This window comes from Actinomycetospora chiangmaiensis DSM 45062 (genome assembly GCF_000379625.1).
Lineage (GTDB): Bacteria > Actinomycetota > Actinomycetes > Mycobacteriales > Pseudonocardiaceae > Actinomycetospora > Actinomycetospora chiangmaiensis.
The window spans coordinates 29,959-52,026 of the sequence record NZ_KB903228.1 but is presented as its reverse complement, the minus strand read 5'-3'; the positions used below and the strand labels follow the sequence as shown (position 1 = coordinate 52,026).

The following is a 22,068-nucleotide window of genomic DNA, read 5'->3' as shown; positions in this document are numbered from 1 at the left end:
GCGCGGGTGCTCGCGGCGCAGCCCGGCGATCTCGGCCTCGACCGCCGCCGGGGTCCGCGACGGGCTGCGGTGCGGGCGCCGTGACCGGTCCGCCAGCCCNGCCACCCCGGCCTCGTCGAACCGCCGCCGCCACCCGTACACCGTCTGCCGGGACACCCCGTAGCGGTCGGCGACCTCCGCCACCGGCGCCCCGTCCCGGACCTCCAAAACCGCCCGGTACCGCTGCTCGACCCACCAGTCGGCGCCCTCACCCACCCGATCTCCTCCCGCTCCGACAGAGCGCGGGAACAAGATCATCCGGAGGGAAGGGTGTCAAGCATCTCCTGATGCCAGAGTGTCAACCAGGTCCTGAGACGCCACACATCACGGCTGCTCGGCGCGCACGAGCGTGCATTGGGCGCGTCGTGTGTACGCGACGGAGCGGACCGATCGTGGGAGGTCTAGGCAGGGATCGCTGCCCGGCGATGGGAGCTGCACGCGGGTTCGTACAAAGGAACCGACGCTCACCAGGTCCAGGCCAGGGAACGGATGGCTCGCACGATCCTCAGCCGCTCTCGTGTGCGACCGCACCTGGATAGCGACATGGAGGCTAGCGTCGTCGACCTGGTGTCCGACGCCCGAGCGGACCGGCTCGACGTGCTCCTGGCAGCACTCGTAGCGACGTGCGCGGCGGAGGGCCGTGTCGAGCCAATTCCGCCCGATGAGGTGGCCCATGCCGCGATCGAGGGCTGGATTCAGATCCCTACTGCCGATCTCGAGTCAGTTGGCGTGAGCCTCGCCCGTTGATCCCGAGCTGCAGTACCCCCAGAACGGCCGAACCGCCCGCGCTTCACCGTCGTGGTCAACTCCTGCCGGCAGCTCGCCCGGCCGTCCGATCGCAGTACAAGCGAAGGACCAGCAGGGGCTCGCTGGCAGGCTCAACCAGCGTCAGCCCCGTGCATAAGGCCTTCCGGTGAGTGGTGGCCGTATCGTGCATCGCGCAGCCGCATCCCACAGTCGCGCGGCGTGGCCCGTCGAGCGTCCCTCCCGTGACAGGCTGAGCGCAGCACGTGTAGCCCCCGGTCGTCCGCTGCCACCCCGAGAACGGAACCGCGATTTTGACGAGTACTCCGCTACTTGAGGCACTGCTATTAAAGGTCGCAAGGACATCGGGCGACGCAGGGCGGCCTGCGGTCGTCCAACACGGGGGCCATCCGCTGAAGGGCTGGACTCCTTTCGAGGCGACAGAAGACGTTTCGCTGAAGGCCGTGCCGCGCCTCGGCGACATGGTCCCTGAGATCGAGCGGTCCCTAGCTCAAGGACCGACTATCGTGCTCGCCTCGTTTCGACGGCCCGAGACCGAGACCGAGCTTCGCGAGGCGGAGAGTGAGCTTCCCGGACGTTCTTCATTGACCGAGCACCTTATAGCTAGCGTCACGCCCCCCGCGTCTGGCGCATGCCTCGTCGTAGTGACGCCAGCCACTACTCTTGACAGCCCAGGGTCCGCGAGTTTCCGCAGAGTCATGGGTAAAAGGTGGCACCCTGCAGCAATAGTGGAGGTCGGTGATGCTGGTCTTCCGATGCTTCATTCATCTTTTCGCTTGGCCGTGACTGCCTGGACGTCGTTGCCCGCGGCAAACGTCCACGTTACTAGGTTCTTTACGGTACCGTCTGCACGAGTGGCGGCGCAGGAAATTTTCGATGACCTCGACTTGCTCTTGCGTCGCGCGGGTGGGCGCACTCGCTTCGGCTATGTCCTACGTGAAGCGATCTCACTTGGGGCGCCGCTCGGATTTCGTGCCAACTCGCCCGAGGCGAGGGCGCACGAGGAGGAGCTCCATCGTTATCCAGTCACACGCGAGCTCACAGACGTCTTTCAAATTATTCGTGGCCGAGTGCCTCGGGACTTGCCTATGTCCGTTGGCACTTCCGCGCCGGCCGGAATGGTGCGGCTCCTCGGTGGGCGCGACGTATTGCAAGACGGGTCTATCGCGGACGCCGACGACCACACGAGGTGGGTCGAGCAGACCGATCTCGCGCCGCCTCTGGTGTCGGGCGACCTCGTGTTCCGCGAGATCCTCGCACCAAAGCATCAGCGTTTCATCTTCGCGCGCTACACGCACCTCGATGACCCTGCGACTCCGGCTTCCGGTGTCGTTGTTCTGCGACCGCACGGCGACGTTTCGACGGAGGCCGTCAGGGTCTCGCTCGCCTACCTCGGCTCCAAGCACTGTAAGACATTGCATGACATGGCCGCGTCCACGCTGGGTGGGCACATTCGCCTAGGCCTCCAGAGTATGCGGCTCCCCCAGCCGGACTCTGCTCTTGCAGCTGCCGTCCGAGAGATTGAGGATGCGAAGGAGAAGTTCGAGGCGTGGAGCTTCACAGCGCGCGAGGTGATCTCGTCCGCCTTCGAGGAGGGCACGCCGACAGAGGCGCACGCCCACATTGTGGCTACTGGCCGAAACCTCCGCCTGCGCGCCGAGGCTGCATCGTCGATCGACGACTTCTCCACCGGCATCCGCACCCGCTTTCCCCACCCTCTCTCTTATCGGTGGCGCACGGTGGAAGCAAACTTGTCTGCCGGAACGGTCCATCAGGCGTTTAGTGAGATTCTGGAGGCCGCCGAGGTCGTTCTGTGCCTACTAGCAAATCTTGCTCTTGCTGCAGCTCGTGACGTCGGCCGATCGATCGGCGCCATGACATCGGTGACCGATAAGCTAAGCAGTCGACGAAGCGGGCCTAGCTTCGGCGATTGGCTCACAATCCTTTCGGAGGTTCACACATCCCGTACGCTCCGGTCAGCGGCCCCAGAACGCCACGTATTGCATGATCTCGGCGACCTCCTAGCAGATGGGCCTGCCGAGCAGGCTATTCGATCGATGAAGTCTCGCCGCGACGACTACGCCCATCTTCGACGTCCGACAGCGCTAGAGCAAGAAACGCAGGAAGCTTTGGGTGATCTGCGCACCATGTACAGCGCAGCGTTCTTCATGGCTGAGACCCCGCTCCACGCCGTCGACTCAACGACTTGGGACAGCATCGAGGGGGTGGGCACGGCGCAGACGCGCGATCTCGTCGGTGACCATTCGGTCGTCGCAACTCGTGAGCTGAAGACGGAGTTCCAGCTCGATAGTGGCAGTCTCTATCTTGGAACCCAGACCGGTCTACTTCTTCTGAGGCCGTACCTGATCGGCCGTGCCTGCCGGGACTGCGGACACTGGTCGACATTTCACGCCGACCGGTTCGACGGGGCAGAAATGACTTTGAAGAGTCTCGAGCGTGGGCACACCATGTCGGACGCCAATCAGGTACGCGCCTTTCGCGCCGCAGGCTTGATCGTTTGACCCAGATCGGTCTTCGTCGGAAAGCACCACTTATCGGCAGTCAGGTCCTACGGCAGTCGACGGGTGCCGTAGGCGCGCTCGGCGAGGGCGGCGGGCGGGGGAGGGGCCGGTGTGCCTGCGCGACACGCCGCGGCAGGCGCTGGTGGAGCTGACCGAGGGTCGAGTGCTCCAGCGAGTCGCACTGGCAGTGCTGCGTGAGCGCGGTTACCCGCGCCTGCGAATCACCAGCCCTAGAGGAGACCTGGACCGCGACGCCTACGGCCGGCCATGGTTCGGCGAGCACGACGACACGGTCCTGCTGGTCAGCGTCGAGGGTGGGTGGAGCACGAAGCTCGACCGCGACCTGAAGCGCTACCTCGCGCGTGACACGTCCGCGACCCGAGAAGGCCATCTTCGCCGGCCGGCTCCGACCCCGCCTCGGTGATGACCCACCCGGACACCCACGCTGCGGCCGAGGGCGCCTGATGAGCGGCATCGGGCTGTGATCCTCTTCGCGATCCTCGGCGCCTTCATCTGCGCCAAGACCCGCTCGCCCTCCGGCGCGGTCGTGTTCTCCCTCATCGCGCTCGTGCTCTTTATCGGCACGCCCGTCGGCCAGGCCGTGCCGGGAGCGGTCGGCAAGGTCATGTCGACCGTCGACCAGGCGACGACCCCGGTTCTCAACGGCGGCGAACAGTGACCGGCCGCCGCGTCATCGGTGCGCGCAGGGCCGCTGGCCGTGGGGTGTGCGGACGTCACCTCTGGCGACGCGAGCGGTCGGCTCCGGAAGCTTGTCGCGGCCGCTCTTCCGGTCGAGGGCGCCTGCGGCGTCGCTGCGCGACCGGACGTCTCCGGCCCTGGACCGCGAGCCTCGGCGGCCCCGCCGCGCCCATGGCGCGGTGGAGGCGGCACGGCACCTCCACCCACGGCCCCGGGTCCGACCGGGGTCTTCCCGACGGCGGGTCCGGTCCGGTGGGTCGTCCTGGACCAGTCCCGTCCACCACGAGCAGGAGGTGGCACCGATGACCAGCGACTGGCGCGCGAGCGCCGCGTGTCGGGACACCGACCCCGAGCTGTTCTTCCCGGCCGCGACCCGCGCTGCACGCCCTCGTTCGGCTCGGGTCGTCCAGACGCGAGTGGCGCGAAGCGCCCTCAGGGGACCGCTGCGCCACTGAAGTCGGGGGAGGGGCGGGTGGCTGGAGAGCCTGAACATCACGAAGGCCCTGACCATCGCGGTCAGGGCCTTCATGTGGGGTGCGCCGTCAGGGACTCGAACCCCGAACCCAGTGATTAAGAGTCACTTGCTCTGCCCATTGAGCTAACGGCGCGTGACCAGAAGACTAACACTGCTGATCTTCCGATCCGACAGTGGGGGTACCGCTGTCGTCCGGGTGAGTGACGGGACTTGAACCCGCGACACCTGGGATCACAACCCAGTGCTCTGCCAGCTGAGCTACACCCACCATTGGCGGCCGCCGGCGTCCCGGCGACGACTCAGAGACTACAAGCCGCCGTCGAGTCACTTCCCACCGGGTCATGCCGTCGGGTCGTCGCGGAACCGGTGGACGACGTCCGCGAAGGCCGTCGTCGGGAAGGAGAACAGCACCCGGACCGGGTCGTCGACGGCGCGCAGGCCGTGCTCGATCCCGCCGGGCAGCCGGACGTGGGTGCCGGCGGCCACCACCGTCTCGCGGCCGTCCAGCCACACGACCGGGGAGCCGGACACGACGAAGTACAGCTCGGTGGCCGCGTGCCGGTGCCGGCCCAGCCAGTCACCGGGCGCCAGGTCGAGGACGCCGGTGGTGACGGCGTGCGGGGCCGGGTCGAGCCCGCCGTCGAGCAGGCACCAACGCAGGTGGCCGCGGACGGGGTCGTCCCAGGTCTCCCACGGCTGGTCGACGGCGGCGGTGAGGAGCGACATCGGACCTCCCGGGGTCGGAGGTGCAGTCCCCGGGGCTCGAGGCGGACCGGACCGGGTGGCCCGAGGGACGGAGGTGGGAAACCTCCGCGTCCGGTGTCAGCGGGCCGCCGACACCCGCCGTCAGGACCGGTCGGCGTCGATCACGTCGGCGGCCGCGGCGCGCGCCTCGTCCGTCGTCGGGCCCGGGAGAGGAACGAACGCGGTGCGGCGGTAGTACTCGAGCTCCCGGATCGACTCGCGCGCGTCGGCGAGCGCTCGGTGCGCGAGGCCCTTCTCCGGCTGCGCATAGTAGATGCGCGGGTACCAGCGCCGGCACAGCTCCTTGATCGAGCTGACGTCGATCATGCGGTAGTGCAGGTAGCCGTCGAGCTCCGGCATGTCGCGCGCGATGAAGCCCCGGTCGGTGGCGATCGAGTTGCCGCACAGGGGGGCGGAGCGGGCGTCGGGGACGTGCTCGCGGATGTAGTCGAGGACGAGCTTCTCGGCCTCCTCGAGCGTCACCGACGACGCCCGGACCTCCTCGGTCAGCCCCGACTTCGCGTGCATGTCGACGACGACCTGCGGCATGTTGTCGAGGTCTTCGTCGGAGGCGTGGATGACCACGTCGACGCCCTCACCGAGGGGGACGAGATCCTGGTCGGTCACGAGCGCCGCGATCTCGATCAGCTTGTCCTTGCCGAGATCGAGCCCGGTCATCTCGCAGTCGATCCACACCAACCGTCCGTTCACGTCGCCGACCCTACTGATCTCGGCGGTACGCGGCGCGAGCGGTGATCGACGGAGTGGCTTTCCCTGCCACTGGGTGCCAGCAACGACGCATCGCTTGCGCGGACGAGGCGGCTAGCACCCCGAGAACGCCGCCAGCTGCGCGGCGCGTACGTCGTCGGTCTGCGCCTGCACGAGGTGGAACATCGCCTCGCGCGACCACCGCTGCTCGTGCGACGACGAGTACATCGCCGACCCGCCCCGGGCGGCCACGAGTCCCGCCGCCGCGCGGACCGTGAGCTCCGCGATGCGGCCGCGCAGCTCCAGGCGCTCGTCGACGAAGCGGTCCTTGTCGGGGGAGAACCGCAGCTCGTAGGCCCGCTCACGCAGCGGCCACGCCGTCGTCGCGAGGGCCTGCGCCTCGTCGACGGCGGCCGGGCGGTCGCGCTCGTGCCCGGTGCGCAGCGTCTCGTCGATGACGCGGCGCAGCAGGCCCAGGGTCGCGGGCTTGGTGTCCACCACCGTCCCCGCGTCGCGGCGACGCCACTCGTCGAGCGGCACGACCGCGGCCACCTCGTCGGCGGCGACCGCGACGTCGTCGAGGCGCAGCCCCACGGTGTGCGTGCCACCCATGACGGCGAGCGCGTACGGCTCCGAGGCGACGAGCCCCGGCCGCTCGTGCGCGGGGAGCAGGGCGAACACGACCTCGCCGGAGTCGGCGACCGCGGCGATCAGCACGAGGTCGACCAGGCCCCATCCGGTGCACCACTCGGCCCGACCGGTGAACCGCCACCCGGACCTGCCGTCGGGAACGGCCCGGATGGCGGGCGGACCCGGCCGCCGCAGGTGGGCCACCGCGATCCCGCCGAGCTCGTCGCCCCGGGAGAGTGCCTCGCGGTACTGCTCGGCCGCGGGGTGCGACGAGTCGAGGGTCAGCTTCTGCGGCGTGCGGTGCTGGGTGAGCACGAACCACGTCGCGGCGTCCGCCCCGGCGAGGATCTCCTCGACCTCGGCCAGGGTGCGTTCGTCGCGTCCGAGCCCGCCGAGCTCCCGGGGCGCAGCGACCCCGTAGAGCCCCTGCGCGGCGAGCCAGCGCAAGAGGCAGCGCTGGACGCCGATCGCCGGGTCGTCGCTGTCCGCGGCGTTCTCGAGCAGCATCTCGGCGGCACCGCGCGCGAGCGCGAGCGGATCGGCACCGATCGTCAGGTCCGGGGGGTGGACACTCATGACCTCAGGTTCTCCTGCGGGGAGGGGGAGTCGAGAACCGTTGTATCAGGTGAAAAAGCTACGAAAAGGTCACGACGATGTCGACCCGAGCTCCTTCTTGACGACCTTCCCCGTCTGGTTGCGGGGCAGTTCGTCGAGGAATTCCACGTCGCGCGGGGACGCGAAGCGGGCGAGGTGGTTCTTGACGTGGTCGCGGACCTCGTCGGCCGTGACCTTGGCGCCGTCCTCGAGCACGAGGTAGGCCGCGAGGCGCTGGCCGTACTCCTCGTCCTCGACGCCGACGACGGCGGCCTCCTTGACGCCGGTCATGCTGCCGAGCAGGCCCTCGACCTCGCCGGCGTGGATGTTCTCGCCGCCGGACACGATCATGTCGTCGGCCCGGCCGGAGATGAAGAGCAGGCCGTCGTCGTCGAAGTGGCCCAGGTCGCCGGTGCCGAGCATGCCGTCGACGACCTCGGTCTCGCCGCGGCCGCCGGTGTAGCCGGTGAAGAGCATGTCGTTGCCGACGAAGATGCGCCCGGTCTCGCCCGCGGGCAGTTCCTGGTCGTCGTCGCCGAGAATCTTGACCTCGGTGCCCACCGGCGGCCGGCCCGCCGTCCCCGGCTCCCGGCGCAGCTCCTCCGGCTTCGCGATCGAGGCCCACGAGACCTCGGTGGAGCCGTAGAGCATGTAGAGCTTCTCGCCGAAGGTGTCGAGGAACTCGGTCACCTTGTGCGGCGGCATGGCCGAGCCGGTCGCGGTGACCGTCCGCAGCGACGAGGTGTCGTACTGGGCGATGACGTCGGCGTCGAGCTCCAGGATCCGCTGCAGCATCACCGGCACCGCGAACATGGACGTGCAGCGGTGGACGGCGAGCTGGCGCAGCGCGTCCTCCGGGTCGAACTTGCGGCGCAGCACCAGCGTCGAGCCCATGAGCGAGCCGATCTGGAACGCCGCGAAGCCCCACGTGTGGAACAGCGGGGCCGAGACCAGCGCCGGCTCGCGGGCGGTCAGCGGGATGCGGGAGAGGATCGCGTTGACCGGGCCGATGCCGCCGACGGAGGGCCGCTCGGCGCCCTTCGGCGTGCCGGTGGTACCGGAGGTGAGCACGATCGTCTTGCCCGTCGGCGGCCGCGTCGGGAGCTCCTTCGAGCCGTCGACCGCGATGAGGCCCTCGAGCGTGTCGTCGCCCCAGCAGCCCGAGCCGGCGTCCTGCCAGCCACCGATGCGCTTGACCGACTCCGGCACCTCGTCGAGCCGGTCGGCGAGGTCGGAGTCGACGACGATGCTCGTCAGCTCCTGCTCCTCCGCGACGGAGCGCATCTGGCCCGTCGAGAGCCCGGTGTTCATGAGGACCACGTCGGCGCCGATCTTCGACGCCGCGATGATCGTCTCGATCGGGCCGCGGTGGTTGCGGCAGAGCACCGCGATCCTGCTGCCGGGGCCGACGCCCCGGTCGGCCAGCGCCCGCGCCAGCCGGTCGGTGCGCTCGTGCAGCTCGCCGTAGGTGAGGGTGCCGCGGTCGTCGATGATCGCGACCTGCTTCGGGTGCCGCCACGCGCCGATGGTGTAGGCGGTGGTCGGGGTGAAGCCGTAGCGGTAGAGCGCGACCGGGAACCTCACCACCCGGTGGGGCGCGATCGGGGCGACGACCCCCGCTCCGATCAGCAGACGGACACCCGTCGCGAGCTCGGTCGGGCTTCCGAACGGCGTCCTCACCAGTGCACTCCAGGGAGAAGTCGGGCAAAGGCCTGTGCCCCGCGCGAGAGGGGACCGGCCTGCAGGGCACGGTCCTCGCCGGGGGTCTTCGCATCACTACCCTCACGGGCCGCCCGTGACTCGGGGAACACGCGATAGGCGACGTGCATGACGACGTCGACGATGCGGGGGGTCAACGCCGCCGACACCGCGCCGAGCGTGCCGAGTGCGGTGCCGACGTGCTTCGGGCGGTCGATCAACGCGGTCACGACCATGTCCGCCGCCTCCGCGGGGGACAGCGTCGGGAACGCGTCGTAGATCTTGGTCGGGGCGATCATGTCGGTGCGCACCAGCGGCATGTGCACCGTCGTGAACGTGACGCCGTCGCCGATCACCTCGGTGGCGACGATCCGCGCCCAGGCGTCGAGCGCCGCCTTCGACGCGACGTAGGCCGAGAAGCGGGGCGGCCCGGTCTGCACGCCGATCGAGGAGATGTCGACGATGTGGCCGAAGCGCCGCTCGATCATGTGCGGCAGCAGCGCCATCGTCAGGCGGATCGCGCCGAAGTAGTTGATCGCCATCGTGCGCTCGAAGTCGTGGAACCGGTCGAGCTCCAGCTTCACCGAGCGGCGGATCGAGCGGCCGGCGTTGTTCACCAGCATGTCGATGCCGGTGTCGGGCCCCGCGTGGTCGGCGAGCATCGACTTCACCGTGGCGTCGACGGACTCCGCGTCGGTGATGTCGCAGGTGTAGGTGTGCGCCTGGCCGCCCTCGCGCTCGATCTCGAGGCGGACCTCGTCGAGCTCCTCCTGCCGGCGCGCCACGAGCAGCGGGACGCCGCCGTTGCGGGCGACCCGGATCGCCGTCTCGCGCCCGATCCCGCTCGACGCGCCGGTGATGACGACCCGCCGTCCGAGCAGGGGCGGTCCGGGCCGCGGCCGGCGCGCCCGGTTCGGGTCGAGGTGCTCGCGCCAGAACCGGACCAGCGCGGGCGCGTAGTCGGCGAACTCCGGCGGGGTCATCCCGTCGAGGGCCTGGACGGTCGCCTCGGCGGTGTAGACGCACGGGAACGTCAGGTGCGGCAGGACCTCCGGCGGGATGTCGAACTCCGCGAGCGCGATGTCGCGCGTCGACCCGCCGGCGTCGGTGTCCGCCGCCGCGCCCGCCGCCCGCGTGAGGGCCTTCCCGACGGCGGGTGGGAGCACGGGGAGGAGCTTCGGCGCGCCCAGCGGCCCGGCGAGCCCGTTGTAGATCTCGGACAGCGGCTGGGGACGCGGGTTGACCAGGTGGAACGCGCGCCCGTCGAGGTCGGGGGTGTGGACGAGCCGCACCATGGCGTCGGCCACGTAGTCGACCGGCACGATGTTCGTGGCGCCGAGCTCGGGGGCCGGGAGCCGCAGGAACCCGGGCAGCCGGCCGAGCGCGCTGATCGCACCCATGAGGTAGTACGGGCCGTCGATCTTGTCGATCTCGCCGGTGCGCGAGTCGCCGACCACGATCGCGGGCCGGTACACCCGCCACGGGATCGTCGACTCCTCGCGCACGATCTTCTCGGCCGCGAACTTCGTCTCGTGGTACGGGTTGCCGAAGCGCTGGCCGAGGTCGAAGTCGTCCTCGGTGAACACGCCCTCGTGCTCGCCCGCGACCGCCACGCTCGAGGTGTGGTGGAAGCACCGCGCCCCGACCTCCGCGGCGAGACTGACGACGTTCCGCGTGCCGTCCACGTTCGCGGAGCGGTTGGCCTCCTCGTCCGCGGTCACGTCGTAGATCGCGCCGAGGTGCAGCACCTCGTCGACCTGCCCGGCGAGCTCGTCCACCGCGTCGTCGTCGAGCNCGAGCCGGTCCTTGGTCAGGTCACCGGTGACGGGGACGAGCTTGTCCGCGCCGTCGAGGTCCCGGGTGCGGCGCTTGAGCTTCTGCACCGAGCCGGGACGGACGAGCGCGTAGACCGCCTCGCAGTCCTCGCGCTCCAACAACCGGGCGAGGACCGCGCGCCCGAGGAACCCGGTACCGCCGGTAACGAGGTAGCGCATGGCGGAGGATCGTGGCACGAGACACCCGCTCGCGCTACGCCGAACGCTCCGTTCGTCGTCGTCCGGCTACCGGCGGTACGTTCTGTGGTCGGATCGGGGCAACCTCAGCGGTCGCCGTCCGCCATCTTCTCCACGTGGTCCTCGGCGTCCTCGTCCTTTGCGACCGCCTCGACCCGGTCCTTGGTCTGGGCCTGCTCCGACCGGTCCGGGTCGAGCCCGGTGAGCTCCTCCTCGGTGCCCTCGTACTCGTTCACGTACTGCTGCTCGAGGTCCGCGGCGCGCTGCGAGGGGTCGGTCATGGGTGCGGAGTCGGCAATCGGGGCGGGTTCCAAACGGTGGGGCCGCCGGTGGTGGCAGCCGTGTGCCACCGCTGACGTCGGACGTCAGCAGGTCGCCACGGTCGTCCGGCCCGGTCGTCGGTGGCCGATCCGTGGCACCGGACGCGTCGGAGGAGCCATCGACGAGGAGCCGTCGCGACCCGTCGTCGGGAATGCACCCGTCAGGGCTGGCCGGGCGTCCCGACGAGGGGGTACGCAGGGCGCGTGGTCGACCTCGCCAACCTCCCGCCCGAGCAGGTCCGGGCCCTGCGCCGGGCCCCGGACGCCGGGTTCCGGGCGCCGATGCTCGCGTCGCTGTCGAAGCCGACCGACCCGCCGCCGCCCCGGGACGGCTGGTCGTTCGAGCGGAAGCTCGACGGGGTGCGGGTGATCGCGACCCGGGAGCGGGGGGAGCGGCCGCGGCTGTGGAGCCGGAACCGGAAGCCCGCCGACGCCAGCTACCCGGAGGTGGTGGACGCGCTCGATTCGGCGGGTCCGGAACGCTTCGTCCTGGACGGCGAGATCATCGCGGCGGACGGGCGGTTCGGGTCGTTGCAGGCCCGGATGCACCTGTCCGACCCGCGGCGGGCGCGGGCGACGGGGGTGGCCGTCGAGTGCCACCTGTTCGACCTGCTCGTCCTCGACGACCTCGACGTCACCCGCCTGCCGCTGACCACGCGCCGGGCGCTGCTGGAGACGGTGGTGCGGCCGGACCCGCCGGTGGTCGTGGTGTCCGAGGCCCTCGACGGCGACCCGCTGCAGCTCCGCGACGCCGCCTGTGCCGACGGGTGGGAGGGACTGATCGCGAAGCGCCTCGACGCGCCGTACGCGACGGGCCGCAGCCACGACTGGCGCAAGCTCAAGTGCGTCCGCGACCAGGAGTTCGTCATCGGGGGGTGGACCGACCCGTCGGGCTCCCGGAGCGTCCTCGGCGCGCTGCTCGTCGGTTACCACGAGAACGGGGTGCTGCGGTACGCCGGGAAGGTCGGCACCGGGTTCGACGACCCGACCCTGCGGATGCTCCGCGCCGAGCTCGATCCGCTCGCCTCCGACGTCGACCCGTTCTCCGACGCGCCCCGCGAACGCGGCCGGCACTGGGTGCGCCCCGAGCTGGTCTGCCAGGTCGGGTTCGGCGAGTGGACCTCCGACGGCCGCCTGCGCCACCCCCGCTACCAGGGGCTGCGCGACGACAAGGACGCGCGCGAGGTGGTGCGGGAGACGTAGGTGGCTCCGCCTTGTGAGTACTTCTCCGTGTCAGAGCACGGAAAAGTACTCACCGGGGCGCAGCCCACCTAGGGGTGCCGCGCGTACGCGTCCATCACGCAGTAGACGAAGTACGCGGCGAAGCCCAGCCCGGCGATCACGAAGACGGCGGCGCCGAGGGTGTGGGCCGCCATCGTCCGCAGGGCCACGTCGACCCCGCCGATCGCGTCGGGGCTGTCGTCGAGCGCCGCGCCCGTCGTCAGGACCCCGACCACGCCGAAGGTAACAGCGCGCGTGAGGTTCCCGACCGACCCGCTGACCAGCGTCACCGTGCGCCGGTGACCCGGGAGCTTGGCGGCGACGAGGTCGCCCATGAACGTCGCGCGGACCCCGGTGTAGGTCATGGCGAAGAACATGCCGATGGCGATCAGCCCGACGATGCCGACGCCCCACCGCCCGACGGGGTAGCTGAACACCTCGCGGACGGTCTCCTGGAAGGCGTTGCGGCGGCCCTGCAGGCGGGTCGCGAACTCGGCGGCGAGGTACGCCACCGAGAGCACACCCAGGGCCTTCGCGGCCGCACCGAGCCGCTTGCGCCAGCGATCCTCGGGGCTCGCCCAGCAGAAGCCGACGGCGGCCGCCCGGAGCTGCCAGAACGCGAACGCCACGAGGGCGACGGCAGCGGCCGCGAGCAGCCAGCGCCCGAAGAACCCGCCCCCGGCGGCGACGAGGGCCACGGCGCCGCGCGGGTCGGCGTGGGCGCCGTCCTCGCCGTGCCCGGAGCGCGGGCCGAGGGCGGCGATGCGGACGGCCAGCACCCCGATGCCGAGGTGCACCAGCCCGTAGGCGACGAGTCCGACGCGGCCGATCGCCTCGATCCACGCGGGCGCGTCGCGCAACTCCTCGGACTCCGATCGATCGAGCACGGTCCCGTCGCCCACGGCAGAGGCGGGCACGATGCTCATGGCGTCAGTGGTACCCCTGGATCTCCGGCCTGTCCCTGTGACGTGACTGTGAGCTGTGGCATGACCACCCGAAGGACGTCGTCCACCCCGACGGCGAGCAGGGCCGGGTCGGGCTCGTCGGCGAAGCGCTCGCCGCGCCGGACCGACGCGTCGGTGAGCGTCACGTGCCGTGGGTCGCCCGCGGGCGGGCCCCACTGCTCGGGGCCGACCGGCCCGAAGAGGGTCACCGACGGCGTCCCGTAGGCGGTCGCGACGTGCGCGATGCCCGTGTCGCCCGCGATCACCATCCGGGCGTGTGCGACGAGCCGGCACAGCTCGCCGATCGACGTCCGCCCCGCCAGGTCGCGCCCGGGCACGGCGCCGGTCAGGGCCGTCTCGTCCGGACCTCCGGTCACCACGACGTCGTGCCCCGCGTCCGCCACGGCCCGCGCGACGGCGGCGAAGCGCTCCACGGGCCACCGCTTCGCCCCGAACGCCGCGCCCGGGTGGATGACCACGGATCCGGGAGACGGAGCGGAGCGGAGCTCGACCCGAGGATCGATCCCGACGACGGGTGGGGGCGGCACGGGCAGGCGGAGGTCGTCCGCGCCGGCCGCTGCCTCGTCGGGCGTGACCACCCCGCACGCGGCGAGCAGGTCGCACCAGCGTCGACGCTCCGGCCGCGTCGGGTCGTCGGTCCAGGGCGGGCCGTCCCAGCCCGGTGCGGCGTGCCCGATCCGGACGGCGGGTCGGCCCTCGGCCAGGGCGTCCAGCCGCTCGTGGCTCTGCGGCCCCCGGCCGTGCAGGTTCACGAGTGTGAGTGGCGCCGTCCTGACGTCAGGTGTCAGCCGTGTGCCACCGCTGACATCGTCGGGCACCACCGGGAACCCCGGAACGTCCCGCACCCACCCCGGCCCGTGCAGCACGAACCGTTCGTCGGGCAGCGCACGGCGCAGCAGCCGCAGGGCGGGCACGGCGACCAGGAGGTCGCCGAGCCCGAGGTCCCGCAGGACGTGCACCGTCAGCGCGCGTTCTCCCCGAGCCCGTCGCGCAGCTGCATGAGCGTGCGGGCCAGCAGCCGTGAGACATGCATCTGCGAGATCCCGACCTCGGCCGCGATCTGCGACTGCGTCATGTTCTTGAAGAACCGCAGCATGATGATCGTGCGCTCGCGCTGGGGGAGCGCGGCGAGCAGCGGGGCGAGCGACTGCTGGTACTCGACCTTCTCGAGGGCCGCGTCGGCCTCGCCGAGGAGGTCGGAGACGGTGCCGGAGTCGGGGTCGTCGACGAGCATCTCGTCCAACGAGCCCGACCGGTAGGCGTTGGACGCCTCGAGCGCCTCGAGCACGTCCTCCTTCGGCAGGCTCAGGTGCTCGGCGAGCTCCGCGGCGGTCGGCGCGCGGCCCAGCGTCTGGGACATCTGGCCCATCGCCGAGGACAGCGTGACGTTGAGGTCCTTGAGCCGGCGCGGGACGCGCATCGACCACGCCTGGTCGCGGAAGTGCCGACGGACCTCGCCGGTGATCGTGGGCACGGCGTAGGACAGGAAGTCGGTGCCGCGCTCCGGGTCGTACCGGTCGACGGCGTTGATCAGCCCGAGCGTGGCGACCTGCTCGAGGTCCTCCTCGGGCTCGCCGCGGCGGGCGAACCGGCGGGCGATGTGCTGGGCGACCGGGAGGTGGCCGCGCACCAGTTCGTCGCGCAGCCGCAGCCGGGCGGGGGAGCCGGGCTCGAGGGAGGCGTGCTCGGCGAGCTTCGGCATCAGGTGGTCGTACTCGCCGCGGGATCCCTTGCGCTCGCGTCGCTCGGACCGGTCCGCGGGGGCGGTCCCGGTGTCGCTCGCCGTCACGAAAGCACGGTCCCGAGGCGCCGCACCGAGAGCCGCAGGGTCAGGCGGAACGGGTCGCCGTTCCGGTCACCGGTCGCCGAGAGCATGCGGACATCGTCGGCCAGGGTCGTGAGGATGCGCCATCCGAAGGAGTCCGTGGGCAGCCGCTCCGGGCCGTACGTCGAGACCGAGGCGGTCACCGTGATGCGCTCCTCGTCGAGGATGAACGTGCAGGTCAACTTCGTGTCGGGCCGGGCCAGCGACACCAGGCTCGAGCAGGCCTCGTCGACAGCCATCCGGAGGTCCGCCACAGCATCGAGCGTGAACTCGGCGCGCGCAGCCAGATCGGCCGCGACCGTGCGCATCGTCACGACCGACCGGGGGAGCGCCGGGACGCGGACCTCGACGTCCTCGGGGGGAGGCTCGTCCCCGTAGGGCCAAATCGAATCGGGCCGCGCCACGAGCACCTCCTCGTCCTGACCACCACGTCGGTCCCCGGTGCTCCGCGGGGGCCCGGCGGAGCTCCCGGCTCCGCGGCGTGGGCCACACCCCCCGCCATCTCGGTCGCGGGTCGTGTACCCGGGGCCTCCCCCCACAAACCGGTCGACGGCGTGCACGGCCGGGCGAGAAGTGGTCTCCTCCCCGCCGTGCGCGCGCTGAGGGCCGTCCTGTTCGACCGCGACGGCACCCTCGTGCACGACGTGCCCTACAACGGCGACCCGGCGCTCGTCGCCCCGGTCGACACCGCCCGCCCGGCCCTCGACCGGCTCCGCGCCGCCGGGCTCGGCACGGGCGTGGTGAGCAACCAGTCCGGCATCGCCCGCGGCGTGCTGACGCCCGCGCAGGTGGACGCGGTGAACGCCCGGGTGGAGGAACTGCTGGGCCCGATCGGCGTCTGGGCGTGGTGCCCGCACGGTCCCGACGACGGGTGTCGGTGCCGCAAGCCCGCCCCCGGGCTCGTCCTCGACGCCGCGCGGGCGCTCGGGGTGGCGCCCGACGAGGTGGCGGTGGTCGGGGACATCGCCGCGGACGTCGGGGCGGCGGCCGCCGCCGGGGCGCGTTCGGTGCTCGTCCCGACCCCGGTGACCCGGCGCGCGGAGATCGCGGCCGCCCCGCTCGTCGCGCGCGACCTGCTGCACGCCCTCGACCTGCTCGGATGCCCCTAGTGCGCGTGCTCGCGGTCCGCCTCGACTCCGACGGCGACGTCCTGCTGACCGGTCCTGCGATCCGGGCGATCGCGGCGCGGGCCGACTCCGTCGTCGCCGTCGTCGGGCCCAAGGGGCGGCAGGCGGCGGCCCTGCTCTCCGGCGTCGACGAGGTGGTGGTGTGGCACTGCGGGTGGGTCGACGGCGACGCCCCGCCGGTCACCCCCGAGTCGGTGGCCGCCACGGTGGCGCGCCTCGCCGCCCTGCAGGCCGACGAGGCCGTCGTCTTCACCTCCTTCCACCAGTCGCCGCTGCCCACCGCGCTGGTGCTGCGGATGGCGGGCGTCGCGCGGATCTCGGCGGCGTCGGTCGACTTCCCGGGCGGCCTGCTCGACGTCCGGCTGCGTCCCGGCGACCCCGCGCTCGACCCGACCACCGACCTCGACGACGACCTCCCCGAGCCCGAACGCGCCCTCGCGATCGCGGCGCGCGCCGGCTTCGAGGTTCCGGACGACGGACGCCTGCGCGTCCGGGAGCCGGGCGCGTCGCCGGTGACGGGCCGGTACGTCGTCGTCCACCCGGGGGCGTCCGTGCCCGCCCGCGCGTGGTCGGCGTCGCGGTGCGCCGAGGCCGTGACGGCGCTGACGGCGGCCGGTTGGCGGGTCGTCGTCACCGGCTCGCCGGCCGAGGCGGCGCTCACCGCCGAGGTGGCGGGCACCGACGGGACCGACCTCGGCGGGCGCACGAGCTTCACCGAGCTGGCGGCCGTGCTGCGGGACGCGGCGGCCGTCGTCGTCGGGAACACGGGGCCCGCACACCTGGCCGCCGCGGTCGGCACCCCGGTGGTCTCGCTGTTCGCCCCGGTGGTGCCGGCGCGGCGGTGGGCGCCCTACGGCGTGCCGCACGTCCTGCTCGGCGACCAGGACGCCCCGTGCCGCGGCACCCGGGCCCGGTTCTGTCCGGTCCCCGGCCATCCCTGCCTCGATTCGGTGGGGGCCGATGAGGTCGTGCGAGCCGTGTCGTCCCTGGTCAGGGGCAGTTGCCCTGCCGGTGGTCACGGGGAGTAGTAGTTTCTCGGCACGCGTTTACCACGTCGAAGCCGAAGGGATTCCTCGCCGGTGACCTCCAGCCCCACCACGACGCCGTCGCTGACGGTGCTGCACTGGCACGTGCACGGCTCGTGGTCCACCGCTTTCGTCCAGGGACGGCACCGCTACCTGCTGCCGACCCTGCCCGAGCGCGGCCCCTGGGGCGGGGGCCGTCCAGCCGCCTGGACCTGGCCCGATGCCGCCCTTGAGTGCTCGCCGGACGATCTCGCGGCCCGCGCGGACGAGATCGACGTCGTGGTGCTGCAGCGCCGCGAGGAGATCGACCTGGTCGAGCGCTGGACCGGGCGGCGGCCCGGAGTCGATCTCCCGGCGGTGTGGCTGGAGCACAACACGCCCCGCGGCGACGCCCCGGCCACGCGGCACCCGGTTGCGGAGCGTGACGACATTCCGGTGGTCCACGTGACGCACTTCAACGCGCTCATGTGGGACTGCGGGCGGGCCCCGGTCCGCGTCGTCGAGCACGGCGTGCTCGACCCGGGTCACCGCTACACCGGAGAGCTCGACCGGGCGGCCGTCGTCGTGAACGAGCCGGTGCGGCGGCACCGGGTCACCGGCACCGACCTGCTGGCCGGGTTCGCCGACACCGTCGGCCTCGACGTCTTCGGCATCGGCACGGAGCGGCTGCCCGGCGCCGTGGACCACCCCGACGTCCGGGTGGTCGGTGACCTCCCGCAGCACCGCATGCACGCGGAGCTGGCCCGTCGTCGGGTCTACCTGCACCCCATCCGGTGGACCTCCCTCGGTCTCGCGCTCATCGAGGCCATGATGCTCGGGCTGCCCGTCGTCGGCCTGGCCACCGCCGAGGCCGCCGTGTCCGTCCCGTCCGACGCCGGTGTCGTGGCGACCGACCTCTCCGTCCTGCACGACGCCCTGCGCACCTACCGCGCCGACCCCGATCTCGCCCGTGTCCACGGCGCGCGGGCCCGCGAGATCGCGACCACCCGGTTCGCCGTGAGCCGGTTCCTCGACGACTGGGACGACGTGCTCGCGGAGAGCGCCGCGAGCGGCCCGGTCACGTCCGTCCGCAGCGGCCTCGACGCCGCGGTTCCGCTGTAAGTCCTCCGGTCGGGCCACCGTCGGCCCGTCCCCGACCACGACCCCGCACGGCCTCACCCGGTCGCGTCCTGAGCCCACGGTCGCCGACCCGACATCCACGACCGTCGTGCGCTCCCTCCCGCTCTGCGCGTGTCGCCCCGGTTCGGGCGGTGCGTCGGCGTGTCGGCGCGTACCCAGGAGGACATCGCCATGCGCATCGCCATGGTCTCCGAGCACGCGAGCCCGCTCGCCGTGCGCCCCGACGTGCCCGGGACCGGCCACGGCCGGCTCGGCAGCGTCGACGCCGGTGGGCAGAACGTCCACGTGCACGCCCTCGCCGAGGCGCTCGCGCACCTCGGCCACGAGGTCGTCGTGCACACCAGACGCACCGACCCCCACACCCCCGACCAGGTGCGCCTGACGTCGGGTGTTGTGGTCGACCACGTGCCCGCCGGTCCGGCCGTCGAGCTGGGCAAGGACGACCTGCTCGAGCACATGGACGCCTTCGGGGCGGTCCTGCGACGTCGGTGGTCGGCGCCCTGGGGCGAGCGCAGCGACGGGGGAGCGGGAGGGCGCCCCGACGTCGCGCACGCGCACTTCTGGATGTCCGGCCTGGCCGCGCTCGACGCCGGGCGCGCCCTCGGTGTGCCGGTGGTGCAGACCTTCCACGCGCTCGGCGCGGTGAAGCGCCGCCACCAGGGCGCCGCCGACACCAGCCCGCCGTCCCGCGTTGCGCTCGAGTCCGACCTCGGCGCCCAGGTGGACCGCGTGGTCGCCACCTGCGCCGACGAGGTCCGCGAGCTCCTGGCCCTGGGCGTCCCGGCGACCAACGTCGACGTCGTCCCCTGCGGCGTCGACGTCCGTCGGTTCGCCCCCGACGACGGGGCGCGGCGGCCGGGGCCGCCGCGGGTGCTCACGGTGTCGCGACTCGTGCCCCGCAAGGGCGTCGACACCGCGATCCGCGCGCTGGCCCGGGTGCCGGCCCCCGCCGAGCTCGTCGTCGCGGGCGGGCCGGAGAGTGCCGAGCTGGCGGGCGACCCGGAGGTCGTGCGGCTGCAGACGCTGGCCGCCGCCGAGGGCGTCGCCGACCGGGTCCGCTTCGTCGGGCGGGTCGGCCCCGAGGCCGTGCCCGAGCTGATCCGCGACGCCGACGTCGTCGTGCAGCTCCCGACCTACGAACCCTTCGGCCTGGTGCCGCTCGAGGCCATGGCCGGCGGCCGACCCGTCGTCGCGGCGGAGGTCGGCGGCCTCGCCGACACCGTCGTCGACGGGGTGACGGGCCTGCACGTGCCGCCCGGCGACCCCGACGCCGCCGGGCGCGCCATCGCCTCGCTGCTCGCCGACCCCGCCGCCCGCGCCCGGCTCGGGCGGGCCGGGAGGGCGCGGGTGATGGAGCACTACGCCTGGGACCGCGTCGCCGCCGCGACCGTCGCCGTCTACCGCGACGTGCTCGACACCCGCGCCCCGGCCGCGCCCGCCGTCGCCGACCTGACGGGAGTGCGCTCGTGAGCACCGTCCCCGCCACCCCACCCACGCGCACCGGCGCCGGTCCGGATCCGGAGCTCGTCGTCGGGCGCCACCTCGACGGCCTCGCCGCGACGCTGACCGCGGTCCGCTCCCACGCCCCCGTCTTCGCGGCGTGGGGCACGGAGCTGGCGAACCGGCTCTCGGCCGGCCGACGGCTGCTCGCCGCCGGCAACGGGGGCAGCGCCGCCGAGGCCCAGCACCTCACCGCCGAGCTGGTCGGGCGCTACCGCGGCGAGCGCGAGCCGCTCTCGGCACTCGCGCTGCACGCGGACACCTCGACGATCACCGCGCTCGGTAACGACTACGGCTTCGTCGAGATCTACGCCCGGCAGGTCCGCGCGCACGGCCGCCCCGGCGACGTGCTGATCCTGCTCTCGACCAGCGGGCGCAGCGAGAACCTGCTCGCGGCCGCCGAGGTCGCCCGCGCGCTCGGCGTCACCGTCTGGTCGATCACCGGACCCGCGCCCAACCCGTTGGCGCAGGCCAGCGACGAGGCCATCTGCCTGCCCGGCGTCACGCCGTCCGTGCAGGAGGCGCACCTCGTGGCCGTGCACCTGCTCTGCGAGATGGTCGACTCGACGCTGGGGAGGTCGGTGGCATGACACTCGCGCCCCTGGTCGTGATCGGCGACGCGCTGCTCGACGTGGACGTCGACGGGTCGGCCAACCGCCTCTGCCCCGACGCCCCGGTGCCGGTCCTCGACGCCGACGCCGAGCGGCCCCGCCCGGGCGGTGCCGCGCTCGCCGCGCTGCTCGCCGCGCTCTCGTCCCGCCGCCCGGTCCGGCTCGTCGCCCCGCTGGGTGTCGACGACGGGTCGGCCCGGCTCCGCGAGCTGCTCGCGGGCAGCGTCGACGTGGTCGGGCTCCCGACGACGGGTGAGGTGCCGCGCAAGACCCGCATGCTCGCCGGGGACCGCCCGCTGCTGCGCCTCGACACCGGTGGCCTCGGCACCGGGCCGTGGGACCTCGCGCCCGTGACCGACGCCCTCGCCGACGCCGGGGCGGTGCTCGTCGCCGACTACGGCCGCGGCGTCACCGCCGACCCCGCGCTGCGCGAGCTGCTCACCACGACGGCCCGCCGGCTGCCGCTCGTGTGGGACCCGCACCCGAAGGGCTCCGACCCGGTGCCCGGCGCGACGCTCGTCTCCCCGAACCTGGCCGAGGCCGGCGCCGCGGGGGCCCCCGACTGGCTGCCCGCGGCCTCCCGGGCGGCCGCGGACCTGCGCGGCCGGTGGGGCGTGGAGGCCGTCGTCGTCACGGCGGGCTCGCACGGCGCGCTGCTGCGCTTTGCGGCCGGGAACGCCGTGGTGCCCGCCGTGCCCGTGACCGGCGGCGACCCGTGCGGCGCCGGCGACCGGTTCGCCGCCGCGGCCGCCCTGGCCCTGGCCGACGGGGCCGCGCCCGACGAGGCCGTGTCCGCGGCAGTCGCGGCGGCCGGGGCCTTCGTCGGCGGCGGGGGAGCGGGCGCCGTCCGCCGCAGGGCCGGCACGTGGGCCCACCCCGCCCTCCCGCGTGAGGGGAACCCTCGTGCCGCAAGAGCGCTCGAATCCTCCCCTCACAATCGGCCGGCCACCCCCGGCGACGCCGACGCGGCCGTCGCCCTGGCCGAGGCGACCCGTCGTCGGGACGGGCGGGTCGTCGCCACCGGCGGCTGCTTCGACCTCCTGCACGCCGGGCACGCGCGCACCCTCGCGGCGGCGCGGGCGCTCGGCGACGTGCTGATCGTGTGCCTCAACTCCGACGACTCGGTGCGCCGGCTCAAGGGCCCGGAGCGCCCGGTCGTCGGCCAGGCCGACCGCGCCGAACTCCTCGCCGCCCTCGGCTGTGTCGACGCCGTCGCGGTGTTCACCGAGGACGACCCGCAGGCCCTCATCGCCCGCCTGCGCCCCGACGTCTGGGTCAAGGGCGGCGACTACGCGGCGGACGACCTCCCCGAGGCGCCGCTGGTCCGTTCCTGGGGAGGCGAGGTCGTCGCCGTCCCGTACCACGCCGGGCGCTCGTCGACCCGGCTGCTCGCCGCCGCCAACCGATCGGTCGAGCTCCGCTCCGCTCCGTCTCCCGATCGACCGGTCGAGCTCCGCTCCGCTCCGTCT

General features: G+C 72.8%; 21 protein-coding genes and 2 tRNA genes. 10 read left to right on the top strand and 13 right to left on the bottom strand.

Features of this window, described 5'->3' with window-relative positions; translation table 11 throughout:
* Positions 1-255: helix-turn-helix domain-containing protein (locus tag A3CO_RS0113340; protein ID WP_026204576.1), on the bottom strand; the 255-nt coding region annotated here is incomplete at its 3' end.
* Positions 256-1,658: 1,403 nt separating this feature from the next.
* Here A3CO_RS0113340 and A3CO_RS0113330 point away from each other — a divergent pair.
* The 3 genes from A3CO_RS0113330 (at position 1,659) to A3CO_RS0113320 (ending at position 4,005) form a co-directional block, all read left to right on the top strand.
* Positions 1,659-3,326, top strand: a complete 1,668-nt coding sequence (locus tag A3CO_RS0113330) for a hypothetical protein (protein ID WP_157647534.1) — start codon at positions 1,659-1,661, stop codon at positions 3,324-3,326.
* A 109-nt stretch (positions 3,327-3,435) separates the two neighbouring features.
* The gene (locus A3CO_RS0113325) at positions 3,436-3,750 is read left to right on the top strand and encodes a hypothetical protein (protein ID WP_018332746.1); all 315 of its coding nucleotides are present in this window, start codon (positions 3,436-3,438) and stop codon (positions 3,748-3,750) included.
* Positions 3,751-3,807: 57 nt separating this feature from the next.
* Positions 3,808-4,005 carry a hypothetical protein gene (locus A3CO_RS0113320; protein WP_018332745.1) on the top strand — a complete coding sequence of 66 codons (198 nt, stop codon included), beginning with the start codon at positions 3,808-3,810 and terminating at the stop codon, positions 4,003-4,005.
* Between the two features lie 555 nt (positions 4,006-4,560).
* On the opposite strand, the gene A3CO_RS0113310 is transcribed toward A3CO_RS0113320, so the two are convergent.
* The 8 genes from A3CO_RS0113310 to A3CO_RS37515 all read right to left on the bottom strand — a co-directional run bounded on the left by A3CO_RS0113310 (position 4,561) and on the right by A3CO_RS37515 (position 11,167).
* Positions 4,561-4,633: transfer RNA gene (locus A3CO_RS0113310), tRNA-Lys, on the bottom strand.
* A 62-nt stretch (positions 4,634-4,695) separates the two neighbouring features.
* A tRNA-His gene (locus A3CO_RS0113305) sits at positions 4,696-4,768 on the bottom strand.
* A gap of 71 nt (positions 4,769-4,839) precedes the next feature.
* Positions 4,840-5,226 (bottom strand): cupin domain-containing protein, encoded by a 387-nt coding sequence (locus A3CO_RS0113300; protein ID WP_018332744.1) that lies wholly within the window; start codon positions 5,224-5,226, stop codon positions 4,840-4,842.
* Positions 5,227-5,346: 120 nt separating this feature from the next.
* Complete coding sequence (gene orn, locus A3CO_RS0113295) at positions 5,347-5,955, bottom strand: oligoribonuclease (RefSeq protein WP_026204573.1); 609 nt, start codon at positions 5,953-5,955, stop codon at positions 5,347-5,349.
* A 111-nt stretch (positions 5,956-6,066) separates the two neighbouring features.
* A complete protein-coding gene (locus A3CO_RS0113290) occupies positions 6,067-7,158 on the bottom strand; it encodes an acyl-CoA dehydrogenase family protein (protein WP_018332742.1) in 1,092 nt (363 codons plus the stop codon).
* A gap of 69 nt (positions 7,159-7,227) precedes the next feature.
* A complete protein-coding gene (locus A3CO_RS0113285; protein WP_018332741.1) occupies positions 7,228-8,856 on the bottom strand; it encodes an AMP-binding protein in 1,629 nt (542 codons plus the stop codon).
* The gene (locus A3CO_RS0113280; protein ID WP_018332740.1) at positions 8,853-10,868 is read right to left on the bottom strand and encodes an SDR family oxidoreductase; all 2,016 of its coding nucleotides are present in this window, start codon (positions 10,866-10,868) and stop codon (positions 8,853-8,855) included. The genes A3CO_RS0113285 and A3CO_RS0113280 overlap by 4 nt, the downstream gene beginning before the upstream one ends.
* A gap of 104 nt (positions 10,869-10,972) precedes the next feature.
* On the bottom strand, positions 10,973-11,167 hold the full coding sequence (locus A3CO_RS37515; protein WP_018332739.1) for a hypothetical protein: 195 nt from the start codon (positions 11,165-11,167) through the stop codon (positions 10,973-10,975).
* A gap of 243 nt (positions 11,168-11,410) precedes the next feature.
* On the opposite strand from A3CO_RS37515, the gene ligD reads away from it, so the two are divergent.
* Positions 11,411-12,409 carry a non-homologous end-joining DNA ligase gene (gene ligD, locus A3CO_RS0113270; RefSeq protein ID WP_018332738.1) on the top strand — a complete coding sequence of 333 codons (999 nt, stop codon included), beginning with the start codon at positions 11,411-11,413 and terminating at the stop codon, positions 12,407-12,409.
* A 68-nt stretch (positions 12,410-12,477) separates the two neighbouring features.
* Here the strand turns inward: ligD and A3CO_RS0113265 are convergent, their stop codons facing one another.
* The 4 genes from A3CO_RS0113265 to A3CO_RS39510 are packed head-to-tail and all read right to left on the bottom strand — an operon-like array spanning position 12,478 to position 15,627.
* Positions 12,478-13,353, bottom strand: a complete 876-nt coding sequence (locus A3CO_RS0113265; RefSeq protein ID WP_084681831.1) for a DUF1206 domain-containing protein — start codon at positions 13,351-13,353, stop codon at positions 12,478-12,480.
* Entirely contained in the window at positions 13,350-14,351 is a 1,002-nt protein-coding gene (locus A3CO_RS32040) for a glycosyltransferase family 9 protein (RefSeq protein ID WP_018332736.1), read from the bottom strand. The genes A3CO_RS0113265 and A3CO_RS32040 overlap by 4 nt, the downstream gene beginning before the upstream one ends.
* Before the next feature lie 2 nt (positions 14,352-14,353).
* On the bottom strand, positions 14,354-15,181 hold the full coding sequence (locus tag A3CO_RS0113255; protein ID WP_018332735.1) for an RNA polymerase sigma factor SigF: 828 nt from the start codon (positions 15,179-15,181) through the stop codon (positions 14,354-14,356).
* Entirely contained in the window at positions 15,178-15,627 is a 450-nt protein-coding gene (locus tag A3CO_RS39510) for an ATP-binding protein (RefSeq protein ID WP_018332734.1), read from the bottom strand. Before A3CO_RS39510 ends, A3CO_RS0113255 begins: the two co-directional genes overlap by 4 nt.
* 180 nt (positions 15,628-15,807) lie before the next feature.
* Between A3CO_RS39510 and A3CO_RS39505 the strand changes: the two genes are divergently transcribed.
* From A3CO_RS39505 to rfaE2, 6 genes are all read left to right on the top strand, one after another.
* Positions 15,808-16,326: a D-glycero-alpha-D-manno-heptose-1,7-bisphosphate 7-phosphatase gene (locus tag A3CO_RS39505; protein WP_018332733.1), complete on the top strand. Its 519-nt coding sequence runs from the start codon at positions 15,808-15,810 to the stop codon at positions 16,324-16,326.
* Positions 16,317-17,372, top strand: a complete 1,056-nt coding sequence (locus tag A3CO_RS0113240) for a glycosyltransferase family 9 protein (RefSeq protein WP_157647532.1) — start codon at positions 16,317-16,319, stop codon at positions 17,370-17,372. Before A3CO_RS39505 ends, A3CO_RS0113240 begins: the two co-directional genes overlap by 10 nt.
* Before the next feature lie 51 nt (positions 17,373-17,423).
* Positions 17,424-18,470 (top strand): glycosyltransferase, encoded by a 1,047-nt coding sequence (locus tag A3CO_RS0113235; protein WP_018332731.1) that lies wholly within the window; start codon positions 17,424-17,426, stop codon positions 18,468-18,470.
* A gap of 189 nt (positions 18,471-18,659) precedes the next feature.
* A complete protein-coding gene (locus A3CO_RS0113230) occupies positions 18,660-19,958 on the top strand; it encodes a glycosyltransferase (protein ID WP_051085944.1) in 1,299 nt (432 codons plus the stop codon).
* Positions 19,955-20,578, top strand: a complete 624-nt coding sequence (locus A3CO_RS0113225) for a D-sedoheptulose-7-phosphate isomerase (RefSeq protein ID WP_018332729.1) — start codon at positions 19,955-19,957, stop codon at positions 20,576-20,578. The genes A3CO_RS0113230 and A3CO_RS0113225 overlap by 4 nt, the downstream gene beginning before the upstream one ends.
* The coding region (rfaE2, locus tag A3CO_RS36825; RefSeq protein ID WP_169510944.1) for a D-glycero-beta-D-manno-heptose 1-phosphate adenylyltransferase at positions 20,575-22,068 on the top strand (1,494 nt) is incomplete at its 3' end. The genes A3CO_RS0113225 and rfaE2, both read left to right, overlap by 4 nt.